Origin of the sequence: Lentzea atacamensis (genome assembly GCF_003269295.1) — a bacterium.
GTDB lineage: Bacteria > Actinomycetota > Actinomycetes > Mycobacteriales > Pseudonocardiaceae > Lentzea > Lentzea atacamensis.
Genome location: NZ_QLTT01000013.1, coordinates 70944 through 89349 on the forward strand (window position 1 = coordinate 70944; position 18406 = coordinate 89349).

20 protein-coding genes are annotated in these 18406 nt (G+C 68.9%); 15 read left to right on the forward strand and 5 right to left on the reverse strand.

The window, feature by feature from the left end; all coding sequences use genetic code 11:
* Nucleotides 1–38: 38 nt before the first annotated feature.
* A complete protein-coding gene (locus tag C8D87_RS40385; protein WP_112231504.1) occupies nucleotides 39–413 on the reverse strand; it encodes a hypothetical protein in 375 nt (124 codons plus the stop codon).
* A 17-nt stretch (nucleotides 414–430) separates the two neighbouring features.
* On the opposite strand from C8D87_RS40385, the gene C8D87_RS40390 reads away from it, so the two are divergent.
* The 8 genes from C8D87_RS40390 (at nucleotide 431) to C8D87_RS40425 (ending at nucleotide 7515) form a co-directional block, all read left to right on the forward strand.
* Complete coding sequence (locus tag C8D87_RS40390) at nucleotides 431–919, forward strand: HAD domain-containing protein (protein ID WP_112231506.1); 489 nt, start codon at nucleotides 431–433, stop codon at nucleotides 917–919.
* 89 nt (nucleotides 920–1008) lie between these two features.
* Complete coding sequence (locus tag C8D87_RS40395) at nucleotides 1009–2130, forward strand: ABC transporter substrate-binding protein (protein WP_233442518.1); 1122 nt, start codon at nucleotides 1009–1011, stop codon at nucleotides 2128–2130.
* Complete coding sequence (locus C8D87_RS40400) at nucleotides 2127–3041, forward strand: ABC transporter permease (RefSeq protein ID WP_112231508.1); 915 nt, start codon at nucleotides 2127–2129, stop codon at nucleotides 3039–3041. Before C8D87_RS40395 ends, C8D87_RS40400 begins: the two co-directional genes overlap by 4 nt.
* Entirely contained in the window at nucleotides 3029–3811 is a 783-nt protein-coding gene (locus C8D87_RS40405) for an ABC transporter permease (RefSeq protein ID WP_233439611.1), read from the forward strand. Before C8D87_RS40400 ends, C8D87_RS40405 begins: the two co-directional genes overlap by 13 nt.
* Before the next feature lie 6 nt (nucleotides 3812–3817).
* Nucleotides 3818–4849, forward strand: a complete 1032-nt coding sequence (locus tag C8D87_RS40410) for an ABC transporter ATP-binding protein (protein WP_112231510.1) — start codon at nucleotides 3818–3820, stop codon at nucleotides 4847–4849.
* Nucleotides 4846–5955 carry a low temperature requirement protein A gene (locus C8D87_RS40415; protein WP_112231512.1) on the forward strand — a complete coding sequence of 370 codons (1110 nt, stop codon included), beginning with the start codon at nucleotides 4846–4848 and terminating at the stop codon, nucleotides 5953–5955. Before C8D87_RS40410 ends, C8D87_RS40415 begins: the two co-directional genes overlap by 4 nt.
* Nucleotides 5956–5962: 7 nt before the next feature.
* Complete coding sequence (locus tag C8D87_RS40420; protein WP_109637758.1) at nucleotides 5963–6358, forward strand: VOC family protein; 396 nt, start codon at nucleotides 5963–5965, stop codon at nucleotides 6356–6358.
* Nucleotides 6355–7515: an MFS transporter gene (locus C8D87_RS40425; RefSeq protein ID WP_211337392.1), complete on the forward strand. Its 1161-nt coding sequence runs from the start codon at nucleotides 6355–6357 to the stop codon at nucleotides 7513–7515. The genes C8D87_RS40420 and C8D87_RS40425 overlap by 4 nt, the downstream gene beginning before the upstream one ends.
* A 12-nt stretch (nucleotides 7516–7527) precedes the next feature.
* Here the strand turns inward: C8D87_RS40425 and C8D87_RS40430 are convergent, their stop codons facing one another.
* Nucleotides 7528–9009, reverse strand: a complete 1482-nt coding sequence (locus tag C8D87_RS40430) for an LVIVD repeat-containing protein (RefSeq protein ID WP_411711533.1) — start codon at nucleotides 9007–9009, stop codon at nucleotides 7528–7530.
* Between the two features lie 92 nt (nucleotides 9010–9101).
* Between C8D87_RS40430 and C8D87_RS40435 the strand changes: the two genes are divergently transcribed.
* Complete coding sequence (locus C8D87_RS40435) at nucleotides 9102–9704, forward strand: DUF305 domain-containing protein (protein WP_112231514.1); 603 nt, start codon at nucleotides 9102–9104, stop codon at nucleotides 9702–9704.
* Here the strand turns inward: C8D87_RS40435 and C8D87_RS40440 are convergent.
* Nucleotides 9670–12015 carry an ATP-binding protein gene (locus tag C8D87_RS40440; protein WP_112231516.1) on the reverse strand — a complete coding sequence of 782 codons (2346 nt, stop codon included), beginning with the start codon at nucleotides 12013–12015 and terminating at the stop codon, nucleotides 9670–9672. The two genes, C8D87_RS40435 and C8D87_RS40440, sit on opposite strands and share 35 nt — an antisense overlap.
* A gap of 15 nt (nucleotides 12016–12030) precedes the next feature.
* Nucleotides 12031–12360: an antibiotic biosynthesis monooxygenase family protein gene (locus tag C8D87_RS40445; RefSeq protein WP_109637761.1), complete on the reverse strand. Its 330-nt coding sequence runs from the start codon at nucleotides 12358–12360 to the stop codon at nucleotides 12031–12033.
* Between the two features lie 79 nt (nucleotides 12361–12439).
* Here C8D87_RS40445 and C8D87_RS40450 point away from each other — a divergent pair, with 79 nt between their 5' ends.
* Entirely contained in the window at nucleotides 12440–13030 is a 591-nt protein-coding gene (locus C8D87_RS40450; RefSeq protein WP_109637762.1) for a TetR/AcrR family transcriptional regulator, read from the forward strand.
* Here C8D87_RS40450 and C8D87_RS40455 read toward each other — a convergent pair.
* The gene (locus tag C8D87_RS40455) at nucleotides 13023–13841 is read right to left on the reverse strand and encodes an SDR family NAD(P)-dependent oxidoreductase (RefSeq protein ID WP_112231518.1); all 819 of its coding nucleotides are present in this window, start codon (nucleotides 13839–13841) and stop codon (nucleotides 13023–13025) included. The genes C8D87_RS40450 and C8D87_RS40455 overlap by 8 nt on opposite strands.
* Before the next feature lie 70 nt (nucleotides 13842–13911).
* On the opposite strand from C8D87_RS40455, the gene C8D87_RS40460 reads away from it, so the two are divergent.
* The 5 genes from C8D87_RS40460 (at nucleotide 13912) to C8D87_RS40480 (ending at nucleotide 18282) form a co-directional block, all read left to right on the forward strand.
* The gene (locus C8D87_RS40460) at nucleotides 13912–14817 is read left to right on the forward strand and encodes a LysR family transcriptional regulator (RefSeq protein WP_112231520.1); all 906 of its coding nucleotides are present in this window, start codon (nucleotides 13912–13914) and stop codon (nucleotides 14815–14817) included.
* A 78-nt stretch (nucleotides 14818–14895) separates the two neighbouring features.
* Nucleotides 14896–15789: an ABC transporter ATP-binding protein gene (locus C8D87_RS40465; protein WP_112231522.1), complete on the forward strand. Its 894-nt coding sequence runs from the start codon at nucleotides 14896–14898 to the stop codon at nucleotides 15787–15789.
* Nucleotides 15773–16498 (forward strand): ABC transporter permease, encoded by a 726-nt coding sequence (locus tag C8D87_RS40470; protein ID WP_109637766.1) that lies wholly within the window; start codon nucleotides 15773–15775, stop codon nucleotides 16496–16498. The genes C8D87_RS40465 and C8D87_RS40470 overlap by 17 nt, the downstream gene beginning before the upstream one ends.
* A gap of 9 nt (nucleotides 16499–16507) precedes the next feature.
* Nucleotides 16508–17662, forward strand: coding sequence for a sensor histidine kinase (locus tag C8D87_RS40475; protein WP_112231524.1), 1155 nt, complete (start codon nucleotides 16508–16510; stop codon nucleotides 17660–17662).
* Nucleotides 17659–18282 carry a response regulator gene (locus C8D87_RS40480; RefSeq protein ID WP_112231526.1) on the forward strand — a complete coding sequence of 208 codons (624 nt, stop codon included), beginning with the start codon at nucleotides 17659–17661 and terminating at the stop codon, nucleotides 18280–18282. Before C8D87_RS40475 ends, C8D87_RS40480 begins: the two co-directional genes overlap by 4 nt.
* Nucleotides 18283–18406 lie beyond the last annotated feature (124 nt).

Here is an 18406-nt window from a genome sequence, read left to right on the forward strand (position 1 = left end):
GGCGTGCAGCGCCCACGGCACCAACGGGTTCAGGGTGGTCAGCCGATCGCGCAGCCTGGTGTCCGGGACGAGCACGCGAGGCCCGCCGCGACGTCGGGCTGGCGGTCCGGGTACGTCTGGTGCAGGGTGCCGTTGCGGAGGCGGGTGCCCAGGCCGGTCGTGGTCATCGGGCCCAGGCGGGGACCGGTCACGCCGTGGTTGCCCTGCTCGACTGTGACCTCCGGGTCGCCTCGGTGGCAGGTCTTCGGACCGATCCGGGTGCCGCGCGGGGACAGCGACGCCGTGTCGCGCACCAGGTTGTCGCGCCGCATCTCCACCACGCCGAACGAGGGGTCCACCGCGCCGAGAACGTCCGTCAGCGAGACAGAGGAGGAGACCGGCCAGAAGAACTCGTCGGCGTCCGCGTTGATCACGAGGCAGTCTTGGACTCATGAGGCCACTCGTTCTGCTGGACGTCGACGGTCCGCTCAACCCGTGGGCGGCGAAGCACAAGCCGCCGAACTACCGGCCGTTCGACATCAAGGTCGGCTGGTGGCGCAAGCTGCGGATCTGGCTCGACCCCGGGCACGGTGACCAGTTGAGACGGCTGGCCGACGACACCGGGGCCGAGCTCGCGTGGGCCACGAGCTGGCTGCACCGGGCGAACACCGAGATCGGGCCGCGGCTGGGGCTGCCCGCGCTCAAGGTCGTCGAGTTCCACGACGAGCGCGGCTGGAAGTACCCCGCGGTGGCCCGGTACGCCTACGAGCGGCCGCTGGTCTGGTTCGACGACGACTTCGCGCTGCACGCCGCGCGGAGGGACGAGTTCGTCCACAAGCGACGGCATCTGACGACGGCGCTGGTCCATGTGGACCCCGGTACCGGGATCACGGCAGAACACCTGAGTGAAGCTCGTGAAGCATTCAGTGGCAACCCCTAGGGCACTGAGAATTCACCGTTGGAGTCGAGAAGGTCTCAACCGGCGCGGCTGGCTTGACAACGAAAGCGATCCGCGCGAATCCTCCGCCTGTGCTGAAGCGAGGGAACGTCACCACGAAACTCATCGGTGTCGGCGCGTTGGTGCTGGCGGTGGCCGCCTGCGGCGCCCCGCCCGCCAAGGAGACGCAGACCGGTGCTGCCGGGACCGCCAAGTCGGCGAGCGAGCTCGGTGGCATGGACAAGCTGGTCGAGGCCGCCAAGAAGGAGGGCAAGCTCAACGTCATCGCGCTGCCCCCGGACTGGGCGAACTACGGCGAGATCATCAAGGCGTTCGAGGCCAAGTACGGCATCAAGGTCGACTCCGCGCAGCCGGACGCCTCCAGTCAGGAGGAGATCAACGCCGCCAAGCAGCTCAAGGGCAACGACCGCGCGCCCGACGTGTTCGACCTCGGCCTGAACGTGGCGCTGGCCAACAAGGACCTGTTCGCGCCCTACAAGGTCAGCACCTGGGACGACATCCCCGCCGAGCTGAAGGACGCGGACGGCCTCTACTACGGCGACTACGGCGGCTTCATGTCGATCGGGTACGACGCCGCGAAGGTGCCGGCGCCGACGAGCGTGAAGGACCTGCTCAAGCCCGAGTACAAGGGCAAGGTCGCGCTCAACGGCAACCCGACGGAGGCCGGTGCCGCGTTCGCCGGTGTGGTCATGGCGAGCCTCGGCAACGGTGGTTCCGCCGACGACATCGCGCCGGGCGTCGAGTTCTTCAAGCAGCTCAAGCAGGCCGGCAACTTCCAGCCGGTCGACCCGTCGCCCGCGACGATCGAGTCCGGCCAGACGCCGGTCGTCATCGACTGGGACTACACCAACGCCGCCCAGACCGAGAAGCTCAAGGGCAAGCTCGACTGGAAGGTCGTCGTCCCGTCCGAGGCGCAGATCGGTGGCTACTACAACCAGGCCATCAACAAGGACGCGCCGCACCCCGCGGCCGCGCGCCTGTGGCAGGAGTTCCTCTACTCCGACGAGGGCCAGAACCTCTACCTGAAGGGCATGTCCCGCCCGGTTCGCCTGGAGAAGATGGGTGACAAGGCGGACAAGGCGGCGAAGGACAAGCTGCCGAAGACCGAGGGCAAGCAGGTGTTCCAGACGCAGGCCCAGGCCGACAAGGCCAAGGCCGTTCTGACGGCGACCTGGGCGCAGGCAGTCGGATGACCTCTGTCGCTCCCGTAGCGGCGGCTCCCGGCGGTCCCACCACGAAGGGTGGGGCCGCCGGTCGGCCATCTGTGGCCGCCTGGCTCGTCGCGGTGCCGTTCCTCGCGTTCGTCGGCACCTTCCTCGTCTATCCCACGGTCCTCGTGCTCGTCGGTGCGTTCCAGGACAGCAACGGCGCGTTCACGCTCGACAACCTCACGACCCTGTTCAAGGGCGTCTACTTCGACGCTTTCGTGCGCAGCATCGAGCTTTCCGCCCTCACCGCGCTGATCGGCGCGGTCTTCGGCGCGCTGCTCACGTGGGCGATCGCGGTCGGCAACCCGGACGGGATGCTGCGCAGGACCGTCGTCGCGGCGAGCGGTGTGCTCGCCCAGTTCGGTGGTGTGCCGCTGGCGTTCGCGTTCCTCGCGACGGTCGGCTTCGAAGGCCTGGTCACGAAGTTCCTGCGCGACAACGTTGGCATCGACCTGTTCGCCGGCAGCGCGTGGCTGTTCGAGCTGCCCGGCCTGACGCTCGTCTACACGTTCTTCCAGATCCCGCTGATGGTCATCGTGTTCCTGCCCGCGCTGGACGGCCTGCGTCCACAGTGGCGTGAGGCGAACGCGAGCCTCGGCGGCACCAGCTGGACGTACTGGCGGCACGTCGGCGGCCCGATCCTCACGCCGCCGTTCCTCGGCGCGCTGCTCCTGTTGTTCGCCAACGCTTTCAGCGCCTACGCCACGGCCGCCGCGCTCGTCTCGCAGGGCAGCCCGATCGTGCCGCTGCAGATCCGCGGCTTCCTCACCGGTGAGGTCGTCCTCGGCCAGGAGAACCTGGGCAAGGCGCTCGGCCTCGGCATGGTGATCGTCGTCAGCATCGCGATGGGCGTGAACGTGCTGCTGCAGCGGAGGGTGGCCAAGTGGGTTCGCTAGTGAAGCAACGCGTGCTGCGCACGATCATCCTGCTGGTCCTCGGTGTCTACTTCATCCTGCCGCTGATCGCGATGGCGGAGTTCTCCACGCGGGGCAGGAACAACACGCGCAGCCTCGAGTCCTGGACGGCCATCGTCGACGACGAAGGCCTGATGGAGGCTCTCGTCAACTCGCTGCTGCTGTCCGTCACGAGTGCGGTGCTGATGCTCGTCCTGCTCGTGCCGACGATGGCGTGGATCCGGCTGCGGCTCCCGCAGCTGCAGCGGCTCGTGGAGTTCCTGTGCCTGCTGCCGCTCGCGATCCCCGCGATCGTGCTGGTGGTCGGCATGGCGCCGCTCTACGCGTGGGTGAACTACTTCTTCGGCGACTCCGCGCTGACGCTGACCTTCGCCTACACGATCCTGGTGCTGCCGTTCGCCTACCGCGCGGTCGACGCCGGTCTCGCCGCGATCGACCTGAAGACGCTGGCGGAAGCCGCGCGCAGCCTCGGCGCGTCGTGGTTCACGGTGCTGTGGAAGGTCGTCGTGCCGAACATCCGCGTCGCGCTCATCGGTGCGTCGCTGCTGTCGGTGGCCTTGGTGCTCGGCGAGTTCACCATCGCGTCGCTGCTCAACTTCGACACGCTGCAGGTGCAGGTCAACCTGCTCGGCAAGCGCAACGCGGGCGTGTCCATCGCGGTATCGCTGCTGTGCCTGATCTTCGCGTTCGTCCTCCTGTTCGCACTTTCTTATGTCGGCCAACGGCGCCGTCAGACCGTGGTCGAGGAGTAACAACACATGGGTCACCTGGAACTCAAGGGACTGCGCAAGTCCTTCGGCGGCAACGTCGCGCTCGACGGCCTCGACCTCGACCTGGCCGAGGGCGAGCTGGTGAGCCTGCTGGGGCCGTCCGGCTGCGGCAAGACGACGGCGCTGCGCATCGTCGCGGGCTTCGAGACCGCCGACTCCGGCACGGTCACCGTGGGAGGCAAGGACATCACGAAGGTCCCGGCGAACAAGCGGGACATGGGCATGGTCTTCCAGGCCTACAGCCTCTTCCCGAACATGACGGCGGCGCAGAACGTCGCGTTCGGCCTGAAGATGCGCAAGTCCGACACCAAACGGACCGGCGAGCTGCTGGAGCTGGTGGGGCTCAGTCACCTCGGCGGCCGCTACCCGCACCAGATGTCCGGTGGTCAGCAGCAACGTGTCGCGCTGGCCCGCGCTCTCGCGATCCAGCCGCGCGTGCTGCTGCTGGACGAGCCGCTGTCCGCATTGGACGCCAAGGTCCGCGTGAACCTGCGCGACGAGATCCGTCGCATCCAGACGGAGCTCGGCATGACGACGCTGTTCGTCACTCACGACCAGGAGGAGGCGCTCGCCGTCTCGGACCGGGTCGGCGTCATGTCGCACGGGCGGCTGGAGCAGCTGGACACGCCGTCCGTGGTGTACCGGGAACCGAAGACGGCGTTCGTGGCCCAGTTCGTCGGCGTCACGAACTCGGTGGAGGGCAAGGCGGAGGGCCAGACCGTCGTGATCAACGGTGTCACGCTCCCCGCTGAGCACGACCAGCCGTCCGGCAGCGCCGTCCGCGTCATCGTGCGGCCGGAGGACATCGGCGTTGCCGCCCACAGCGGCGACGCGAATGGCAAGATCGTCGGCGATGTGCTGACCCAGTCGTTCCTCGGGCCGGTCACGCGGATCTCGGTCAAGGTCGGCGAGCAGGTGCTGCGCGTGGACCAGCCGTCCAACTCCGCGGCCGCCTACCAGCCCGGTACGCGGGTCGCGCTCGACCTCAGCGAGTCACGAATCATGGTGGTGCCTGGATGATCAGGAAGCTCCTCGCGCGCGACACGGCGGAGACCCACCGGGTCGCGACGCCGTTGGAGCTGTTGTTCGACCTGAGCTTCGTGGTGGCGGTCGCCCAGGCCGCCCACGGGCTGCACCACGCCGTCGTCGAGAACCACGCGGGCGCCGGGCTGCTCGCGTTCTCGATGGCGTTCTTCGCGCTGTGGCTGCCGTGGCTCAACTTCACCTGGTTCGCCAGCGCGTTCGACAACGACGACACGTTCTACCGGATCATCACGATGGTCCAGATCAGCGGTGTGCTGGTGGTCGCGGCCGGCATTCCGCGCGTCTTCGAGCACCAGGACTACCGGGTCGTCGTCGGCGGGTACGTGGTCATCCGGCTCGCGATGGTCACGCAGTGGCTGCGCGCGTCGAGGGACAACGACGAGCACCGGGTCTGCGCACGCCGGTACGCCATGGGCATCGGCGGGTTGCAGGTGCTCTGGGTGCTGTGGGTGCTCGCCGCGCCGCCGAGCCTGCAGATCCCGCTGTGGGTAGTCGGCATGGTCGCCGAGCTGCTGGTGCCGGTGTGGGCGGAGCGCGCGTCGGCGACGACGTGGCACCCCCACCACATCGTGGAGCGGCACGGCCTGTTCACGCTGATCGTGCTCGGCGAGTCGATCCTCGCGGCGACGCAGGCGTTCCAGAAGGGCTTCGACAGCGGCGTCAACCTGATCTCGCTGGCGGCCGCGAGCCTGATCATCGTGTTCTCGGTGTGGTGGATCTACTTCGAGGCCCCGCAGCGGCTGGACACGTTGCGGCACGCGTTCCTGTGGGGCTACGCGCACCTGTTCATCCTGGGCTCGATCGCGGCGCTCGGCGCCGGTCTGGCCGCGTCCGTCGACTACGACCTGCACCTCGCGCACGCGCCGGGGATCGTGATCGCGCCGTTCACGACGGTGCCGCTCGCGATCTTCTTCCTGTGCGTCTGGTACGTGCAGGACTGCCCTGGACAGGCCGGGTTGCGCAAGTACCTGCTGCCGCTCGGCTCGGTCGCGGTGCTCGCTGCGACGTTCGGGCCTGCCCCGATCCACGTGACGGCGGGGATCACGCTGGTTCTCGTGATCCTCACGCGGGTGGTGCGATGATCGTCGTATGACCGGTGTTCGTGAACTCCGCCTAGTCGTCACCGCAGCCGACTACGACGAGGCCCTGCGCTTCTACCGCGACGTGCTCGGCCTCGAGGAACGGGCGGCGTTCACGTCCGACGGCGGCCGGGTCACGATCCTGGAGGCCGGCCGGGCCACGCTGGAGATCACCGACCCGCCGCACGCGGAGTTCATCGACGAGGTCGAGGTGGGCAGGCGGGTCGCCGGGCACATCCGGGTGGCGTTCGAGGTCGACGACTCCGCCGCGGCCACTCGTGAGCTCGAGGCCGCGGGTGCCGAGGTGATCGCGGAACCCACGCGCACACCGTGGGACTCGCTCAACGCCAGGCTGAAAGCACCGGCCGGGCTGCAGCTGACCCTGTTCCAGGAGCTGGGCGAGTGACGATCTCCGCTGCCGGCTACCGCGATCTCGCCAACCGGGACGTGCTGGCCTGCGCCGTCGTGACCGTGGCGGCGAAGTTACCCATGTCGATGACGCCGCTGATGATGGTGTTCCTGACCAGGAACCTGCCGGGAGGCTACGTGCTCGCGGCGTCGCTGACCGCCGTCTACGTGCTGGGTGAGATCCTCGGCGCGGGGTTGCTGGGCCTGCTCCTCGACCCGTCGCGCATGCGCGGACAGCTCGCGGCCGGGCTGGTAGTGGGCGCGGGGGCGTTCACGACGCTCGCGTTGACGACGAACGTGACGGTGCTCGTGATCGCGGCGTTCATCGCGGGCGCCGGGCCGTCGACGACACCGGGCGGGCTGCGGGCGATGCTGCTCGGGCTGGTGCCGGACGCGCTGGTGCCCAAGGCGATGGGCTTCGACGCCATGATCACGCAGGTGGTGTGGGCCGTCGCGCCCGCGCTCGTCACCGTGCTGGCGTTGAGCGTCGACCGGCGTGCGCCCGTCGTGGTGTCGGTGTCCTTGGTCGTCGTGGCGGCGTGGCTCGTGTTCATCCTGCCGCGCGGGCACGTGACTTCCCGGTCCGGCACGGCGAAGGCGCGCGTGGTCGCGTCGGCGTGGCCGATCTACCTGGTGAGCGCGGCGGCGCTGGCGCAGCTGGCGGTCGCGGAACTGGTGCTGCCGGCGCTGCTGGAGCACCGGGGGATCGGCATCGGCTGGACCGGGCCGCTGCTCACGGGATTCGCGGCGTGCAGTGCGCTGGGCGCGGTGCTGTACGGGCTGAGGCCGTGGCCGGGATCGTTGCGCACCCAGGGACTCGTGCTCCTGGTGGTGACCGCGACCTGCGTCGGCGCGGTGGCGTTGTTCCCGAACCTGCCGGGCATCGCGGGTGCGTTGCTCGCGGCCGGGTTGTTCCAGTCCGGCGTGCTGGTGACGCGGAGCCTGGCGCTGCGCGAACGGCTTCCGGTCGGTGCGCACGCCGCCGGCTTCTCGATGATGTACGCGGTGACCGGCGCGGGATACGGCCTCACCGCTGTCGTCGCCGCGTGGGCGATGGACGTCGGCTCACCGATCTGGGCGGTTTTCGGTGGTGTCGCGGTGACCTTGGTCCTGACAGCGATCAGCGCGGCTGCCGAGCGTCGGCAGCCGCGCTGATTCGGACAGCCACTACCCGCGGTAGAAGTTGCCCTGGGTCTGCACGTTGAGCTCGTCCGTGCGGAAGAACTTCGCCACGAACGTGCGCGGGTCGCGCATGTCGATCACGTCGAAGCCGCGGCCCATCTCCGAGGAGTAGATGTAGCCGTTGTACCAGTAGGTCGACCACGTGCCGCCGCCCCCGCCGTTCGGCATCGGGCCGCGCTCGAAGAAGCCGATCTCACGCGGCTTGTTCGAGTTCGTGAAGTCCCACACCGAGATGCCGCCCTGGTACCAGGACTGCACCATGATGTCCTTGCCGGGCACCGGGATCAGCGAACCGTTGTGCGCGACGCAGTTCTCCGTGTCGGCCTGCATGCGCGGGATCTTGAAGTAGGACTTGAAGACCAGCTTGCGGTCCTTGCCCTTGCCCACGATGTCGTAGATGCCGTTGGCACCACGCGTCGGGCCGATCTTCTCGTTGCAGGTCGCCGCGCCGCCGCCACCGAGCTCGTCGGTGAAGACGACCTTGGTGCCGTTGTTGTTGAAGGTGGCCGAGTGCCAGAACGCGAAGTTCTTGTCGTCCTGGACCCGGTGGATCTCCTTCAGGTTCTCCCGGTCGGAGATGTCCCACAGGACACCGTCACCCATGCAGGCGCCGGCCGCGAGGTCGAGCTGCGGGTAGACGGTGATGTCGTGGCAACCGGAAGTCGGCACGACGTAGCCGGTCTCGATGGTGCCGGGCTTGCCCTGGTTACCGCCGTCCGGGAAGAGCACCGGTGCCTTCAGCAGGTGCGCCTGGGCCGGGGCCTTCAGCGGCACCTTGACGATCGAGATCTTGTCGTGCGGCGGCTGGCAGTCCGGGAACGTGGAGTTGGGCGAGTAGGACGAGATGTAGAGGTACACGTCCTTCTTGTTCTTGCCCGGCACCAGCGTGTGGGTGTGCGAGCCGCAGTCGGTCTCGACGGCGGCGACGTACTTCGGGGCCGCCTTGTCGGTGATGTCGAAGACCTTGATGCCCTCCCACGACGACTTCTCGGTCGCCGGCTTGGACACGCTGTTGCAGGAGTTGTCGCTGCGCGACGAGTCGGTCGACAGGAACAGCAGGTTCCCGTACACCGAGATGTCGTTCTGCGAGCCGGGGCAGAGGACCTGGCTCTTGATGCTCGGCTTCCTCGGGTTGCGGATGTCGTAGATGACGAAGCCGTCGTAGTTGCCGACGAACGCGTAGTTGCCCTGGAACGCGATGTCGGTCTGCGTCGAGCTGAGCGGAGCCTGCTTGTCCAGGTGGGCGACCGGGACCATGTTGCGGCTGCGGCTGATCTCGTCGACGCCGGGAATGCCGCTGACGCCCTCGGCCTGTGCCTCGAGCTGAGCCTCGCTCAGTCCCTTGCCGTCGGCGGGCAGGTCGGGCTCGGCGAGCGCTGGCGCGGTCAACGTCGACAGCGTCAGCGCGAGCGCCCCCAGAACCGCGAAAGGCGTTCTGCGCCGGCGGGCCGTTTCGCGTGAAGTCACAGCTTTACCCCCTCAGTACGGGTTGGTGAGGGGGAGTATTACCCTTTCGCCTTGCTAAGGGCCAGCGCCTTTCGGAGGGTATTGTCCGCGTCATGCGCTCTGGGGTTGTGGTCATCGCGGCGGCATTCGCCCTGCTGGCAGGTTGTACAGCGGAACCTGATGCAGTTCCGGTCATCGCGCCGGACACGCCGGGCGGCACTGCTCGGACGCTGGCACCGTCGGAAGCGACCGGTGCGGTCCAGGCTCCGCCGAACGACGCTGACCGCCAGTACGTGGCGATGATGATCGTTCACCACGAGCAGGCGCTCGCGATGACCAGGTTCGCCCCTGATCGTGCGCAGAACGAGACGGTGAAAGGCCTGGCAGACCGCATCCGGTACAGCCAGGAGCCCGAGATCGGCGCCATGAAGCAGTGGCAGCGCACCAACAACGCGATCGGCACGCACGGTGATCACGGGTCGATGCCGGGCATGGCCACGCAGGACCAGCTGAACGCGCTGGGTGCCGCGCGCGGCAAGGACTTCGACCGGATGTTCCTCGACCTGATGATCAAGCACCACGAGGGTGCGATCAAGATGGCGACGGACGTGAAGGCGTCCGGCACCAACGTTCAGGTCGAGGAGATGGCGGACGACGTGATCGCCGTCCAGACCGACGAGATCAACCGGATGAAGGCCCTGCTGCCCACTCTGTGAGACGGTGGCGCGCCTTGGCGACGTCTGCGTGGCCCAGCCGTTCGTAGATCGCTTCCGCTTCCTGCCACACCTGCCGGGCTTCGTGCACGTCGCCGGTCTCCACGTGGGTGTCGCCGAGGTTGACCAGGGTGGTGGCGATCTCGAACTGTTCGCCGATTTCCTCGAAGACCCGCAGTGACTCGCGGTAGTGCGTGATCGCGCCGGGGAAGTCGCCGACGTGGTGCAGGTTGTAGGCGATGCTGTCGAGCGCGCTGGCCTCGCCGAGCCGATCTCCGCAGTCGCGGTGCAGCGTGAGCGCGGTCCGGCAGTGCTCGAGTGCCTGGGCGTGCTCGCCGAGCAGGCCGTGGTACCAGCCGACCTGGTTCGTGGAGCCGGCGAGACCGGAGATGTCACCGGCCCGCTCGCTCAGCTCAGCCGCCCGTCGCGCGTGGTGCAGCGCGCAGGGCAGGTCGCCGTTGGCCTCCATGAGGTGTGCGTAGTTGCGATGCGCGCGGATCTGGCCGTCAAGGCCCCCGGTGCGTTCGAACAACCGCAACGCCTCAGCCAGATGCGGTTCGACAACGGCCATGTCACTGAGCCGATGCTTGGTATGTGCGAGCAACTGGTGCAGCAGCGCGGCGGCCCGCTCGTCTTCGAGGCGGTGCGTTGAGGGCAGCGCGCCGTGCAGCAGGGCGATTGCCTGGTGCCAGCGGCCGGTGATGTCCATGAAAGTGCGGATGGCCCAGACGAGCTGCCACGCGTGCCGGTCGAACCTGGTCGTCACGGCGAGTTCGCAGACGGTCGTCAAGACGTCGATCTCGGCCCGGAACCACCGCTGTGCCTCTTCAGGTCCATGCACTGTTTCGGGCACGACTCCGGCGGCGGGCACTCCGACGTCGACATCGCTGAGAAACCTGTTCAGCTCAAGGGTCGCGATCGCCGCGCTGTGCAGGTAGTGGTCCATCAGCCGCCGCAGTGAGGTTCGCTCCTCCTGTTCGGTGCCGAGATCGCGGGCATACGCGCGCACGAGGTCGTGCAACTCGAAGCGGCCCGCTGCGTTCATGGTGACGAGGCCCGCGGCGGTGAGTTCCGCGAGAGGTGGCGTCCCTCCCATCAGGCTCATCGCCGCCGCGGCCGACACGTCCGGCCCCGGGTGAACACCGAGCAGCCGGAAGAGGCGTTGCGCCGGGCCGGAAAGCCGCTGGTAGGACCAGTCGAACACCGAACGCGGACTCGTTGTCTCATCCCCTGTCTCGAGGAAGTCGAGCACGTCGGCGGTCTCCAGCTCGTGAGCGAGTGCGGTGAGCGAGTGCTCCGGGTCGGCGCGAGCCGCAACGATGGCGAGTGCGAGTGGCAACCCGGCACAGATCCTGACGAGCCTGGCGAGAGCCGCGGGCTCAGCCTCGGCGCGGGGGCCGATCCGTTCGGAAAGCACCGCTTCTGCCTCTGACTGGCCGAGGGCGTCGAGCGGGAGCCCTGCCGTGTCGAGGTCGTCCATCCGGTTGCGGCTGGTGATCAGCACGCGGCAGGCCGGGTCGCCGGGGAGCAGCGGGCGCACGTGGTCGGCGTCGCGGGCGTTGTCGAGCAGGATCAGCATTCGCTTGCCGCGCAACAGCTTCCGGTACAGCGCCGTCTGCGCGCCGGTGTTCGCTGGAACGTGATCGGGAGGAACGCCGAGCGCGCCGAGAAAGCCTCGGATCACGTCCTCCGGCTTCGCGGGCGGCCCTGAGGCGAAGCCGCGCAGGTTGACGTGCAGCTGCCCGGCGGGGAAATCTTCCTCGTTCGCCCACTGGAGGGCGAGCGTCGTCTTGCCGGTGCCACCTGTGCCGCTGAGCACCGTGACCGGGCCGGAGTCGTGCAACGCGGCCAGTTCGCGGTCGCGTCCGGCGAAGTGGGCGGGCGGCGCCGGCAGCTGACGCGGTACCGGAAGCAGCGACTCGACGGCTTTGCGCTCCTCGGCCAGCTTCGCGGCGATCGCGTCTACACCGTCGACGTCCTCGAACGGCTCGCCGCGCCACAGCGCGAGGGCTTCGGCGTAGCGGCCCTGGCCTCGCAGCGCGTGGAAGTCGAGCAGGTCCGAGTCGCTGACCTGGACGAAGTAGCCCGTGTTGTGAGTGCGGATGCGGTTCGCCGGACCCAACGCGCGGCGCAGCCGGCTGATCGCGGTGCGGGTGGCGGCGGGGTCACCGAACTCGTGCAGGGGCACGATCTCGTTCGCGTGGGCCAGCAGGGTGGCGAGGATGGTCCGGCCGCGGCCCTCGGGAACGTCGACCGGGTGCCCGTCCAGCTCCACGCGGAGCGGGCCGAGCACCAGGAAGCGGACGTCCCCCACACAGGGGAGTATCGCCTACTGCTCGGTGCGCTGCTGCGGCAGCACCATGTCCTCGGCGTGCTGGAAGGTCTCGACGGCGTTGCCCGTGACGTGCCGGGCGATGCCGCGGTTGCGCTTGTGCGCCTCGCGGAACGAGTCGGAGGCGACCCAGGCGCGGAAGTGCTCCTCGGACTCGAACTCGTTGACCGACACGTACGGCTGGTCCTCGCGGGTCGGCTTGAGCAGCGTGCTGCGCAGCAGGCCGGGCACGCCGGGCAGGAACGTCCGCATGTTGCTGCGGAAGTGGGCCTCGAACTCCTCCGCCCGCTCGGCGGGCACGAACAGCCGGTTCGTCGCGATGAACATGGGCCCTCCTTGATTCCGACGCTCTGTCGGAAACTATTCCAACTCCCCGTCGGGAAATCAAGCGCGATACGATCTCGCTGTGCCGAGGATCAGCGCAGACACCGTGGCCGAGCACCGCGCCAACCGGTTGCGCGCCCTGCTGGACGCCGGGCGGGAGATCGTGGCGACCGAGGGAGCGGAGGCGCTGACGCTCGCGTCGCTGGCGAGACGGGTCGGGCTGTCGCGGCCGAGTCTCTACGAGTACTTCCGGTCGCGTGAGGAACTGGTCGCCGCGATCGTGTCGGACGCGCTGCCGGAGTGGGCGGACAAGCTGGAGGACGCGGTCAACAGCGCCTCGTCCGTGCCGGAGAAGATCGAGGCGTACTTGCGGACCGAGCTCGCGATCATCACCGACGGCAGCCACGGGGCGGTGGTCGCCCTGTCCGCACACACGCTGCCGGACTCGTCGCGCGAGCAGATCCGGGCCGAGCACGAACGGTTGCTGGCGCCGCTGGTCGGTGTCTTCAAAACCGCCGGGGTGCAGCGCGCGCAGCTGCGGGCGATGCTCGTGCACGCGATGGTCGAGGCAACGTCCCGGATGATCACGCCGGGGCGCACCGAGCACAACGAAGCGGTCATCCAGACGTTGCTCGACCAGGTCGTGCACGGGCTGGACCAGCGCATCAGCTGAAGGGGACCACCTCGCCGAAGCGGACCAGCTCGCCGTGGTGCTCCGGTTTGACCGGGTCCAGTGCGAGATCGAGCAACGCGACCGCGGCCTGGGCCGGAGTGGGGGCCGTGCTGACGTTCCACCACAGCGCGGACGTAGGTGTGTTGATCATGCCTGGGCACACGGACGCGATCAGGATGCCGCGGTGGAGGTCGTCCTCCCGTCGTTCGGCGGCGAGGACGCGGACGGCGGCGACCTGGCCGATCTTCGACGGGATGTTGACGAAGGCCGGCCACGCGCCGGTGCGGCGGTCCTTCAGCTCGTCGCGCCAGCGGGCGATCTGCTCGTCGATCTCGTCCAAAGAGGACGGTGTGGTGAACCGGTCGTGCAGAACCGGCGCCAGGTGGTGGAGCGTGCCCAGCGAGCTGGCGACGACGAGCAGCCTTCCGTTGTCGCGCAGCAGGGGTGCGAAGGCGCGCAGGAGCCTGGTGGTGCCGAAGTTGTTCACCTCGGTGTACTGGTCTGCGATCACGCGCGGGTCGTCGTCCGGGCCGACGCGCATGACGGCGTTGCCGAACACGATGTCGATGCCGCCGTGCCGTTCCCGGATCTGCTGGGCGAGTCGTTGTGCGGCTTGGTGATCCGCGACGTCGAGGAGCTCGCCGCGGACCTCGGCGCCGCCGCCGGGCATGGACTCGACTGCGGTCATGACGCGGTTCATGTCCCGGCCGGTGAGGTAGACGGTGTCGGTGGGATCGAGGCGTTGTGCGAGCCCTTCGACCAGAGCGAGGCCGAGGCCCTGGGTGGCGCCGGTGACGAGTGCGACTGTCATGCCTTGACGCTAAGCCGGTGCGAGCCATGCGAGTAGCGAAAGAAGCTCAACCGGGGTATGCGTAGGCGTCATGGCATTCACTGATGCGTCGCTGGTCGCGTTGCGGGTGTTCCGCGAGGTGGCTGAGCGCGGCACGCTGACCGCGGCGGCCACCGCGCTGGGGTACACGCAGTCCGCGGTGTCGCGGCAGATCGCGGCGCTGGAACGGGCGGCGGGCACCGCGCTGCTGGAGCGGCGGTACGACGGGGTGCGGCTAACGGCGGCCGGGCGGCTCGTGTTGCGGCACGCCGCGGTCGTCGTGGACCAGGTCGACGCCGCGGCGCGGGAGCTCGCCGGGCTGCCGGAGGAGGACGCGAGCACAATCCGGCTCGGCTGGTTCGCCACGGCCGGGGTGTGGCTGGTGCCTCGGGCGTTGATGGCGCTGGAGAGGAGCCATCCGTCCATCACCGCCGTGACGCGTGAGGGCAGCACACCGGCGTTGGTGCGCGCGCTGCGGGCGGGCACGCTGGACATCGCGTTGATCGCGTCGTCGCCGCCGTTCCGGCCGCCTGACGACGAAACCCCCGCGCTGGCAGTGGACACGCTGGTCGAACGCAGTCTGCGGGTCGCGGTGCCTGCCGCGCATCTGTTGGCGCGCAACGACTTCATCGACATCGCCGATCTGCGCGGACAGCGGTGGATCGCCGGACCCGGCGACCAGCTGGTGATGGGGGTGTGGCCGGGGCTGGACGAACGGCCGCGGGTCGCGCACACCGCCCGTGACTGGCTCGCGAAGCTGCAGCTGGTCGCCGCGGGGCTGGGGATCACGACGGTGCCGGCGGCGCTCGTGGTGCCCGAGGGGGTGCGGGTCCTGCCGGTGCGGGGCGGGCCCGCCGAGACGCGACGGGTTCTGCTCGCGCGGTTGCCGGGGCCGGTGCCGGAACCCGTGGCGAGGTTGGCCGCCGCTCTGCGTGCCGCTGTGCTGGAGACCGAGTAGTGGCATCAACCGATCGGTTGATGAGGGTGTCTCTGCTCGACCGATGATCTCCGGCCCGGCATCTTCGAGGCTTGTCCCATGGCAATCATCGAAGTGCGCGACCTCGGCAAGAGGTACGGGCCGAAGACCGCGGTGGACTCGGTGTCCTTCGAGGTCGCCGAGGGGGAGATCTTCGGCATTCTGGGGCCGAACGGGGCGGGGAAGACGACGACCGTCGAGTGCGTGTCGGGGCTGCGGACGCCGGACCAGGGGAGCGTGTCCGTGCTGGGGCGGCCTCCCGCCGACGTCCGTCCGGCGATCGGTGTGCAGCTGCAGGAATCTGAGCTGCCCGAACGTATCCGGGTGAGCGAGGCGCTGTCGCTGTTCTCGTCGTTCTACCCGTCTCCGGCCGACTGGTCGGAGCGGCTGGGGCTGTCGCCGCACCTGAAGGCGGAGTACGGCCAGCTGTCCGGCGGGTTGAAGCAGCGGTTGTCGATCGCGCTGGCGTTGATCGGGTCGCCGCGGGTCGCGATCCTCGACGAGCTCACGACCGGGCTGGATCCGCAGGCGCGGCGCGACACGTGGTCGTTGATCGAGGAGGTGCGCTCGGCCGGGGTGACGATCCTGCTGGTCACGCACTTCATGGAGGAGGCGGAACGGCTCTGTGACCGGGTGGCGGTGTTCCGCGACGGGCGGATCGTCGCGCTGGACACGCCTTCCGGGCTGGTGTCGAAGGTGGACGGGGCGACGCGGGTGCGGTTCGTGCCTTCCGTCGCCTTGGACGTCGCGTTGTTGCAGGTGCTGCCGGAGGTGACGGCGGTGGACCTCGTGGGGGAGCAGATCGTCGTCAGCGGGTCGGAGAACCTGCTGCACGCGGTGACTTCTTTGTTGGCGCGCAAGCAGATCGTGGCGCGCCAGCTCCGTGTCGACCAGGTTTCGCTGGACGACGCCTACGTCGAGCTGACCGGGGGTAGCGGTGCTGAAGATCATTGAGGTGGAAGCGCGGCTGTTCGTCCGCGATCGGCTGAACTCGTTGTTCTCCCTGTTGTTCCCGTGCCTGTTGCTTCTGGTGCTGGGAGCCGTTCCGGCTTTGCGCACGCCCGCGCCGGAGTTCGGCGGGCTTCGGTTCATCGACAGCTACGTGTCGTCGTTGGTGGTGGTCACGTTGGTGTTCATCGGACTGCAACGCCTGCCGGCGGTTGTGGCGACCTACAGGGAGAAGGGTGTGCTGCGTCGGCTGTCCACGACGCCCATGCATCCGGCGCGGTTGCTGCTGGGGCAGCTGGTCGTCAACTTCGCCGCGGCGATCTTGTCGGTGCTGCTCACTATCGTGGTGGCGTACGTCGTTTTCGGCGTCGACCTGCCTCACCATCCACTCGGCCTGGCGGCGGCTGTGGTGCTGGGAGGCGCTGGGACGTTCGCGCTGGGCCTGGTGATCGCCGCACTGGCCCCGAACGCGCGGGCGGCCGGTGGCTGGGCGACGGTGGTGTTCATGCTGCTGATGTTCTTCGGCGGCGTGTACCTGCCGCGGTTCATGCTGCCCTCGGTGGTTCAGGCGATCGGGTCCTACACACCTCCCGGTGTGGAGGCGTTGCAGCAGGCGTGGCTCGGAACCGCGCCGGATTGGAGGCATCTTGCGATCATGGGGCTCGTGAGCCTCGTGGCGGGTACCGTCGCGGCCAGAACGTTCCGCTGGGAGTAGCTCGTGGACATGGCCGCGTTGGACAGCTGGGAGCGCAGGCTCGCTTTCATCGCACACGTGATCCCGTACTTCGTGCTGACCGTGACGACGGTGATGTACTCGATCTTCACGGCGCACACCGGTGCGGAGCTCTGGTTCACGTACGGCGTGGTGGCGTTCGGCTACGCGTGGATGACGTGGTGGCTCACGCTGGATCCCGCGCGGCGTGACCGCGTGGAGCTGGTGGCCGTGTTCATCGGTGGCCTGGTCGTGTTCTACGCGGTGCTGGGCATGCGCGAGCACTGGTTCGGCGCGGTGTCGTACGCGGTTTACATCTACGCGAGCGAACTCCTGCGCGGCCGCTGGATGTTCTTCGCGGTGGCGGTGACGGCCGTGCTGGCGACGCTGTCGTTGTTCGGCGGCTATCCACGCGCGGAGGAACGGCCAGCCTTCTGGTTGCTGCTGCTGGTGTTCGTGGGGGTGGCGTGCACCTTCACGTTCGTCGGCCACGTGACAACTGAACAATCCCGGCTGCGCAAGGAACTCCTCGAGGAGAACGAGGGCCTGCACGCCCAGTTGCTCGTGCAGGCGCACGAGGCCGGAGTGCAGGACGAGCGCCACCGCATGGCCGGCGAGATCCACGACACGCTGGCGCAGGGCCTGACGGGCATCATCACGCAGCTGTCGGCGGCCACCGTCTCCGACTGGGAACGCCGCGTGTCGGTCGCCGCCGAGCTGGCGCGGTCGAACCTGGCCGAGGCACGCCGGTCGGTGCACGCGCTGCGCCCGCCCGCGCTCGATTCCGCGGCCCTGCCCGAGGCGATCGACGAGGTGGCCTCCGGCTGGTCCACGGTGTACGGCGTGCCGGTGTCGGTGACGCTCACCGGTGCCGTGCGCGTGATCCACCCGGAGGTGGAGGTCGCCTTGCTGCGCACCGCCCAGGAAGCCCTGGCGAACGTGGCGAAGCACGCCTCGGCGTCCCGCGTGGGCCTGACCCTGTCGTACATGGAGGACGTGGTGACGCTGGACGTGCGAGACGACGGCGTGGGTTTCGACCTGACGCACCCGTTGTCGGGCTTCGGGCTGCCCGCGATGCGCCATCGCGTGCACCGGCTGTCCGGCGCGCTGGTCGTGGAGTCGGAACCCGGTGCGGGGACGGCGATCTCGGCGCGGGTGCCCGCGTGATCCGCCTGGTGATCGTCGACGACCACCCGGTCGTCCGCGACGGCCTGCGCGGCATGCTCGCGGCAGCGGACTTCGAGGTGGTCGGTGAAGCGGCTTCCGGCGACGAGGCGGTCGCGGTCGTCACGGCCGTGTCGCCCGACGTCGTGCTGATGGACCTGCGCATGCCGGGTTCCGACGGGCTGTCCGCGATCGAACGGCTGCGCGACCATCCGTGCCGGGTCCTGGTGCTCACGACCTACGACACGGATCGCGACGTGCTGCCCGCGATCAAGGCGGGCGCCACCGGCTACCTGTTGAAGGACACCCCGCGCGACGATCTGCAGCGCGCCATCCGTGCCACGTACGCGGGGGAGGCCGTGCTGTCGCCCGCGGTGGCGACGCGGCTGCTGGGTCAGGTGCGGGAGCCCGCGTCGGAGCCGTTGTCCGCGCGGGAGCTGGAAGTGCTCGCGTTGGTGGCGCGCGGATCGACGAACCGAGCGGTGGCGGCGGCGTTGTTCATCAGCGAGGCGACGGTGAAGACGCATCTGCTGCACGTCTACGCGAAGCTCGGTGTCTCGGACCGGGCGGCCGCCGTCGCGGTGGCGTACGAACGCGGACTGCTGCGCGGGCGCGGGCGATGAATGGTGGGCATGGTGGTGGTCAGGCCCGGTGAGTGGCAGCGTTGCCGGTCCCCCCACGGCGGGGCCACTTCGGTTGGCCCCGCCGCCTGCGGCAACTCCCCCTTGCCACTCCCTCACCCCTCGT